The sequence below is a fragment of the Bradyrhizobium sp. genome (genome assembly GCF_049691595.1).
Taxonomy (GTDB): Bacteria; Pseudomonadota; Alphaproteobacteria; order Rhizobiales; family Xanthobacteraceae; genus Bradyrhizobium.
Genome location: NZ_JBAVNZ010000163.1, coordinates 19,942 through 27,766, shown reverse-complemented (window position 1 = coordinate 27,766; position 7,825 = coordinate 19,942). Strand labels below are relative to the sequence as shown.

Below are 7,825 nucleotides of genomic sequence, written 5' to 3'. Positions count from 1 at the left end.
GTCTGGCTGCTGCAAAGGTCGAAGACGCTCGACTTTTGTTTGAGAACCAGCGCTATTCCAATTCATATTATTTGTATGGCTATGGAATTGAGCTCGGCTTAAAGGCTTGCATAGCCCGCCAAATGATCGCGGAGACAGTTCCTGACAAGGCAGTCTTGCGGGGTTTTTTGGACCACGAGATAGGAAAATTGGTAGGTTTGGCGGGTTTGTCCGAGTTGCTCAAGGCGGAACGGGACAATGCTGAATTTGACGTCCGTTGGTCGATTGTGAGCGAGTGGTCGGTTGAGTCTCGCTATGATATGATTGACGCCGTTACAGCGGCTGCAATGCGAGATGCTATCGAAAGCCCGCAATATGGAGTTATGAGATGGCTGCGGCAGTTCTGGTAGATGCTGATGTGGAGATGGGTCGCGAGCTTCTACGGATTCTCGACGAGATCGAATTTCCTGTTACGGCCGCCGCCTGGATTTTTTTTCCTGATATTGAGGAATGGCGATTGGTAATTCGCACGCCGAAGGCTGAGACAAATCTTCAGCAAGCTTTGCTTGAATTGGCGGTCTCGCTGGACCAGCGAGGGGATTTGCGAAAGAGGCTCGACTTGTCTCGAGTCAAGCTTGTTCCACCGAAAGACAAGATGCTTGCCGCTATGGGCAGCGTCGTCAGAGTGGATGGCAATTCGACCATCCGCTTCACCCGCAACGTGATCAATGGCGTTCTGATTGATGATGCTCTAATATATCGACTTGCTGCGTAATACTTGCCTGTGAATTACGCCATCGAAACCGTCCTCATCGCCGCCGTCGCCGAGAACGGCGTGATCGGCTCCGGCGGCGCTATGCCGTGGCGGCTGAAATCCGACATGCAGCGCCTCAGGGCGCTGACGGTGGGCAGGCCGGTGGTGATGGGCCGCAAGACCTTCGCCTCGATCGGCCGGCCGCTGCCGGGACGGACCAATATCGTCGTTACCCGCGACCGCCTTTTTCGCGCCGCGGGCGTGGTGGTGACCAATTCCCTGGCCGATGCCTGCGCGATTGCCAAGGGCGACGCGCGGCGGCGTTTCACCACTGAGATCGCGATCATCGGCGGCGCGGAAATCTACGCGCATTGGATGGGCTGCGCCGATCGCCTCGAAATCACCGAAGTGCATGCCCGGCCTGCGGGCGATACGCGTTTCCCCGCAATCGACACCAGGGACTGGGAAGAGGTGGCGCGGGTGCGAAACCCGGCCGGGCCGGACGATAGTGCCGACTTTTCCTATGTGACATATCGTCGGCGCAATCCGCGTTAACCTCGCTAACCAATGTTTGCATTGACAATTATGGCTTCAGGCATAGCTCGTCCGGTGAGCAAGCTTGCGTTGTAAGGGCCTGAACGGTCCCCTATAAAGCCGGGCAGAGTTGCGCGGCCGGGCATCTTGCCAGATCGGCGGACCCGGGCCCTGCGGAGGAGATTGTCGATGCCGTGGAAGAATCAAGGCGGGGGCCCCTGGGGCTCGGGTCCGAAAGGGCCGTGGGGCTCGGGTCCGCAATCGGTCGGGCCAAGGCCGCCCGATCTTGAAGACCTTCTGCGCCGTGGCCAGGACCGGCTGCAGCAGCTGCTGCCCGGCGGTCATTTCAGCGGCACGGGCATCGCGCTGGTCCTGATTGGCGCGCTGGCGATCTGGGGACTGTCCGGATTTTTTCGGGTCCAGTCCGAAGAACTCGGCGTGGTGCTGCGCTTCGGCAAGCATGTCCGCACCGTGCAGCCCGGCCTGAACTATCACCTGCCGTATCCGGTCGAGAGCGTGCTGTTGCCGAAAGCGCTGCGCGTCTCCACCATCAACATCGGCATGACCCTGATCGAGGATCCGGCGCGTCGTGGCCGCACCATGCGCGACGTGCCCGAGGAGAGCCTGATGCTGACCGGCGACGAGAATATCGTCGATGTGGATTTCACCGTGCTGTGGCGGATCAAGCCGGACGGCGTCGGCAATTACCTGTTCAACATCCAGAACCCCGAAGGCACCGTGAAGGCGGTCGCCGAAAGCGCGATGCGCGAGGTGATCGGCCGTTCCAACATCCAGCCGATCCTCACCGGCGCCCGCACCACCACCGAGGCCGGCGTGCAGGACCTGATGCAGAGGACGCTGGACAGCTATGGCTCGGGCATTCACGTGACCCAGGTGCAGATGCAGAAGGTCGATCCGCCGGCGCAGGTGATCGACGCGTTCCGCGACGTGCAGGCGGCTCGCGCCGACCTCGAGCGCCTGCAGAACGAGGCGCAGACCTACGCCAACCGCGTCATCCCCGACGCGCGCGGCCGTGCCGCGCAAATCCTGCAGGTCGCCGAGGGCTATCAGCAACAGGCCGTCGCGGAAGCAAAAGGCCAGAGCGCGCGCTTCCTGAAGGTCTATGACGAATACAAAAAGGCGCCGGACGTCACGCGACAGCGCATCTATCTCGAGACCATGGAACGCGTCCTCGGCGGTTCCGAAAAGCTCGTCTATGACGGCGGCGGTTCGGCGTCGGGGCAGGGCATCGTGCCGTATCTGCCGCTCAGCGAACTGACACCGAAGCGACAGGCGGCGCCGGCCACGACCGGCCAGCCGCAGCAGGGTGGAGCCACACGATGAGATCTCCCGTCACAGGCATCGCCTTCCTGATCCTGCTGTTTGTCGTCCTGATCATCGGCTACAGCTCGGTCTTCACCGTGTCGCAGACCGAACAGGCGCTGGTGGTTCGGCTCGGCGAGCCGGTCCGCGTCGTCACCGAGCCCGGCCTGAATTTCAAGGCACCGTTCGTCGATACCGTGATCTCGATCGACAAGCGCATCCTCGATCTGGAAAACCCCTCGCAGGAGGTCATTGCGTCGGACCAGAAGCGGCTGGTGGTCGACGCCTTTGCCCGCTATCGCATCAAGAACGCGCTGCGGTTCTATCAGAGCGTCGGCTCGATCCAGGCCGCCAACATCCAGTTGACGACGCTCTTGAACGCCTCGCTGCGCCGGGTGCTCGGCGAGGTGACCTTCATCAAGGTGGTGCGCGACGAGCGCGAAGCGCTGATGGCGCGGATCCGCGAGCAGCTCGACAAGGAAGCCGACGGTTACGGCATCCAGGTGGTCGACGTGCGGATCCGTCGCGCCGATCTGCCGGAGCAGAACAGTCAGGCAGTATACCAGCGCATGCAGACCGAGCGGCAGCGCGAGGCCGCGGAATTCCGTGCCCAGGGCGGCCAGAAGGCGCAGGAGATCCGCTCGAGAGCCGACCGCGAGGCCACCGTCATTATCGCCGAGGCCAATTCGACGGCGGAGCAAACCCGCGGTGCCGGCGACGCCGAGCGTAATCGGCTGTTTGCGGAAGCTTACGGCAAAGACCCCGATTTCTTCGCCTTCTACCGTTCGATGACGGCGTATGAAAACGGGCTGAAGAGCAGCGACACCCGCTTCCTGCTGCGGCCGGATTCGGACTTCTTCAAGTTCTTCAGCAATTCGTCCGGCCATCCGCCCGCGGCGGCCGCGCCGGCGGCGGCAAAGCCGTAAGCGACAAGACGACAAGGCAATGGCGAAGCGGGGTCCGCTTCGCCGACAATAAAAAGCCAAGACGTCCAGCGGGAGGGTGCCGTCCGATGAGGTCCATAGCGTTCGCCGACTTCCTCATCGGTGTGGGAATCCTGTTCGTGCTGGAAGGCCTGATGTTCGCGGCGAGCCCGGCCTGGATGCGCCGGGCCATGAAGAGCGCGATGGTGACGCCGGACTATATCCTGCGCGGCGTCGGCATCGGATCGGCGGTCGCCGGCCTCATCCTGATCTGGCTGGTGCGAAGGTAACGTCATTCCGGGGAGACGTGACGCATCGAACCCGGAATTTCGAGATTCCGGGTCCGGTCCTTCGGACCATCCCGGAATGACGGAGCAAGTGTGGTTCAAATCACCCGCGCAATCAACGCGATCGTGACTCGCTGGCGGGTGGCTTTTCGCAGGAATATCCGGCCTGAATGCTTGCGCCATAACCCGGTTCGGGCGCAGTGTGGGTCTTCAGTTTCGATTGTTTTGCCTGGAGACAACGCGATATGACCGCTGCCAGATCAGCCCTGAGCCGCCGCCTGCGCATCATGGGAGCCGCGATTTCGATCGGCGTCGCGGGCGCTGTTGCGGCGGCGCCGGCTTTCGCGCGGGGGCCGGACGGCATCGCCGACGTCGCCGAGAAGGTGATCGACGCCGTCGTCAACATTTCGACCTCTCAGACCGTCGAGGCCAGGGGCGGCGGCGACCGGGGCGTGATGCCGCAATTGCCGCCGGGCTCGCCGTTCGAGGAATTCTTTGACGACTTCTTCAAGAACCGCCGGGCCCCCGGTTCCAAGGGTGGCGACAAGGGCGGCGAGGCGCAGCCGCGCAGGACCAATTCGCTCGGCTCCGGTTTCATCGTCGATACTTCCGGCATCGTGGTGACCAACAATCACGTCATCGCCGACGCCGACGAAATCAACGTCATCATGAACGACGGCACCAAGATCCGGGCCGAGCTGGTCGGCGTCGACAAGAAGACCGATCTGGCCGTGCTCAAGTTCAAGCCGGTGAAGCCGCTGGTCGCGGTCAAGTTCGGCGATTCCGACAAGCTGCGTCTCGGCGAGTGGGTGATCGCGATCGGAAACCCGTTCAGCCTCGGCGGCTCGGTCACCGCCGGCATCGTGTCGGCGCGCAACCGCGACATCAGCCAGGGTCCGTACGACAACTACATCCAGACCGATGCGTCGATCAACCGCGGCAATTCCGGCGGGCCGCTGTTCAACCTCGATGGTGAAGTGGTCGGCGTCAACACGCTGATCATCTCGCCGACCGGCGGCTCGATCGGGCTCGGCTTCGCGGTGCCCTCGAAGACGGTCGTCGGCGTGGTCGATCAGCTCCGGCAGTTCGGCGAGCTGCGCCGCGGCTGGCTCGGCGTCCGCATCCAGCAGGTCACCGACGAGATCGCCGAAAGCCTCAGCATCAAGCCGGCGCGCGGCGCGCTGGTCGCGGGCGTCGACGACAAGGGCCCGGCCAAGCCCGCGGGCATCGAGCCCGGCGACGTCGTCGTCAAGTTCGACGGCAAGGATGTCAAGGATCCGAAGGACCTGTCGCGCGTGGTGGCCGACACCGCGGTCGGCAAGGAGGTCGACGTCGTCATCATCCGCAAGGGCAACGAAGAGACCCGCAAGGTGACGCTCGGGCGGCTCGAGGACAACGACAAGGTGCAGCAGGCCGCCGCCAAGACCAAGGACGAGCCGGCCGAAAAACCGGTGACGCAAAAGGCGCTCGGCCTCGATCTGGCGACCTTGAGCAAGGATCTGCGCACCAAGTACAAGATCAAGGACAGCGTCAAGGGCGTCATCATCACCGGCGTCGATGGCTCATCGGACGCCGCCGAGAAGCGGCTCTCCACCGGCGACGTCATCGTCGAGGTGGCGCAGGAAGCGGTCGGAAGCGCCGCCGACATCAAGAAGCGGGTCGACCAGCTCAAGAAGGACGGCAAGAAGTCGGTGCTGCTCCTGGTCTCCAACGGCGAGGGCGAATTGCGCTTCGTGGCGCTGAGCGTGCAGTAGGAAGGCACGAAACTATCGTCTGGTCATTGCCGGGCTTGACCCGGCAATCCATCTGCTTCGCGAGACTCTTTCAAGGTCGATGGGTGCCCGGATCAAGTCCGGGCATGACGGCGCGAAGGCGCTGAGCCTATCCCTCCACAAACTCCTCGCGCCGATACCCCTGCGCGTACAGTAGCGCGGTGAGGTCGCCATAGTCGATCCGGGCGGCGGCGGCCGCCGCAACCGCCGGTTTGGCATGATAGGCCACGCCCAGCCCCGCCGCCGCGATCATGCCGAGATCGTTGGCGCCGTCGCCGGCCACCAGCGTGTCGATGGCGTCGAGATCGAAGGATTCGGTGAGTTCGACCAGCGTCGCGAGCTTGGCGGCGCGGCCGAGAATGGGTTCGGCGACCTCGCCGGTCAGCTTGCCGTTTAGGACTTTCAATTGGTTGGCGCGGTTTTCCTGGAATCCGATTCTTGCGGCGACCGCGCTGGTGAACAGGGTAAAACCGCCCGAGATCAGGCAGGTCCAGGCGCCGTGCGCGCGCATGGTCATGACCAGTTCGCGGCCGCCCGGCGTAGGCTTGATGCGCTTGTTCAGGACTTCATCGACCACCCCGACCGGCATGTCCTTGAGCAGCGCGACGCGTTCGCGCAGCGCCGGCTCGAACTCGATCTCGCCGCGCATCGCGCGCTCGGTGATGCCTGCGACATGGGCCTTCAGCCCGGCGAAGTCGGCGAGCTCGTCGATGCATTCCTGGCCGATCATGGTTGAATCCATGTCGGCGAGAAAAAGCTTCTTGCGCCGGGCCGCGGCAGGCTGCACGACAATGTCGATCGGCAGGTCGCCGCGCGCCTGGCGGAGACGGGTCTCGACGGCGCGGATGTCGCGGCCGTCGACGGGAATCTGGCCTTCGAAGGGGATGTCGACCGCCACTTCGTCGAACAGCCATTGCGCTGATCCGGGCGAAGGGAGCACGGCGCGCGCGCCGTCGACGATCGTGGAGTCGAGTGCGGGGTTGGCGGGATTGCAGATGAGCGTGGCGACCAGGGACATGCGGGCGAATTCGCGGGCTGAGGGCAAGGCCGTGCTTATCGCAGGGCCGACCGCCAGCGGCAAGTCGGCGCTCGCGCTCGAGCTTGCGCAAGAAACCGGCGGCATGATCGTCAACGCCGATTCCATGCAGGTCTATCGCGATCTGCGCATCATCACGGCGCGGCCGACGGCGGCAGAAGAGGCATTGGCGCCGCACCGGCTCTATGGCCATGTCGACGCCGCCGTGAATTTTTCCGCCGGCGCCTGGGTGGCGGACGCGGCGAAGGTGCTGGAGGAGGCGCGCGCGTCGAGGCGACTGCCGATTTTCGTCGGCGGTTCCGGGCTTTATTTCAAGGTGCTGACCCGCGGTCTGTCGGCGGTGCCGCCGATCCCGGCCGACGTGCGCGAAAGCGTGCGGGAAAGGCTCGCGCGCGACGGTGTCGAAGCGCTGCATGCCGAACTGGCGTGGCGCGATGCCGTATCGGCCGAACGCCTGAAGCCGCGCGACCGCACCCGGATCGCGCGGGCGCTGGAGGTGATCGAGGCGACCGGGCGCGCGCTCGGCGACTGGCACCGCGAGGGACTGCCGCCGCAGCTGCCGCCCGGAACGTTCAGCGCGCTGTTTCTCGCGCCCGAGCGCGATCAGCTCTCAGCGCGGATCGATGCCCGGTTCGATGCGATGCTGGACGCCGGCGCATTGCAAGAAGTCGCCGCGCTGGCCGCCCGAAGACTCGATCCCTTGCTGCCGGCGATGAAGGCTCACGGCGTGCCGGCGCTGATCCGCTATCTCAACGGCGAGATCACGCGGGAAGAGGCGGCGAAAATCGGTCAGGCCGACACCCGACATTATGCCAAACGGCAATTCACCTGGTTCCGGCACCAATTGCCGGAATTTGAATGGGTGAGGCCGGAAGCGGCGAGGGGATGGATTTCGGGAGTCATTCCGGGGCGCTCGTAAAACGAGCGAACTACGATGTGCAATTGCACATCGGAGAATCTCGAGATTCCGGGTCTGGCTCTTCGAGCCATCCCGGAATGACATTACCGGCAGGTTTGAGCGCCCTTCTGCGCAAATTCCCACTCGCCGAACGCCCGAAACACCGTTACATTGACCCAAATCGCGCCAAATGCCGCCCTGCCTTGACTTCCGGGGGTCGGTAGCTATAACCCGCGCAACCTTCGGGAACCTTGAGCCGCCAAATGCGTAATATTATTACTAAACTTCTTATCGTCGTCGTACCCAGGCGCACCGCCGG

The 7,825-nt window shown here is 63.8% G+C and carries 9 protein-coding genes; 8 read left to right on the top strand and 1 reads right to left on the bottom strand.

All coding sequences use genetic code 11. The features are described 5' to 3' along the window. The 7 genes from WCE35_RS07315 to WCE35_RS07285 form a co-directional block, all read left to right on the top strand. The coding region (locus tag WCE35_RS07315) for a hypothetical protein (protein WP_424592677.1) at positions 1-389 on the top strand (389 nt) is incomplete at its 5' end. Further along, positions 368-754: a hypothetical protein gene (locus WCE35_RS07310; RefSeq protein WP_424592676.1), complete on the top strand. Its 387-nt coding sequence runs from the start codon at positions 368-370 to the stop codon at positions 752-754. The genes WCE35_RS07315 and WCE35_RS07310, both read left to right, overlap by 22 nt. A gap of 9 nt (positions 755-763) precedes the next feature. After that, the gene (locus tag WCE35_RS07305) at positions 764-1,288 is read left to right on the top strand and encodes a dihydrofolate reductase (RefSeq protein WP_424592675.1); all 525 of its coding nucleotides are present in this window, start codon (positions 764-766) and stop codon (positions 1,286-1,288) included. Between the two features lie 168 nt (positions 1,289-1,456). Beyond that, the gene (hflK, locus tag WCE35_RS07300; RefSeq protein WP_424592674.1) at positions 1,457-2,611 is read left to right on the top strand and encodes an FtsH protease activity modulator HflK; all 1,155 of its coding nucleotides are present in this window, start codon (positions 1,457-1,459) and stop codon (positions 2,609-2,611) included. Beyond that, a complete protein-coding gene (gene hflC, locus WCE35_RS07295; RefSeq protein WP_424592673.1) occupies positions 2,608-3,516 on the top strand; it encodes a protease modulator HflC in 909 nt (302 codons plus the stop codon). Before hflK ends, hflC begins: the two co-directional genes overlap by 4 nt. A gap of 86 nt (positions 3,517-3,602) precedes the next feature. Further along, positions 3,603-3,803: a DUF2065 domain-containing protein gene (locus WCE35_RS07290; RefSeq protein ID WP_424592672.1), complete on the top strand. Its 201-nt coding sequence runs from the start codon at positions 3,603-3,605 to the stop codon at positions 3,801-3,803. 242 nt (positions 3,804-4,045) lie between these two features. After that, a complete protein-coding gene (locus WCE35_RS07285) occupies positions 4,046-5,554 on the top strand; it encodes a Do family serine endopeptidase (RefSeq protein WP_424592671.1) in 1,509 nt (502 codons plus the stop codon). Positions 5,555-5,681: 127 nt separating this feature from the next. Here WCE35_RS07285 and serB read toward each other — a convergent pair whose 3' ends face one another. Continuing rightward, positions 5,682-6,590, bottom strand: a complete 909-nt coding sequence (gene serB, locus WCE35_RS07280; protein WP_424592670.1) for a phosphoserine phosphatase SerB — start codon at positions 6,588-6,590, stop codon at positions 5,682-5,684. On the opposite strand from serB, the gene miaA reads away from it, so the two are divergent. After that, entirely contained in the window at positions 6,568-7,527 is a 960-nt protein-coding gene (gene miaA / locus WCE35_RS07275; RefSeq protein ID WP_424592669.1) for a tRNA (adenosine(37)-N6)-dimethylallyltransferase MiaA, read from the top strand. The genes serB and miaA overlap by 23 nt on opposite strands. The last annotated feature ends 298 nt before the right edge of the window (positions 7,528-7,825 follow it).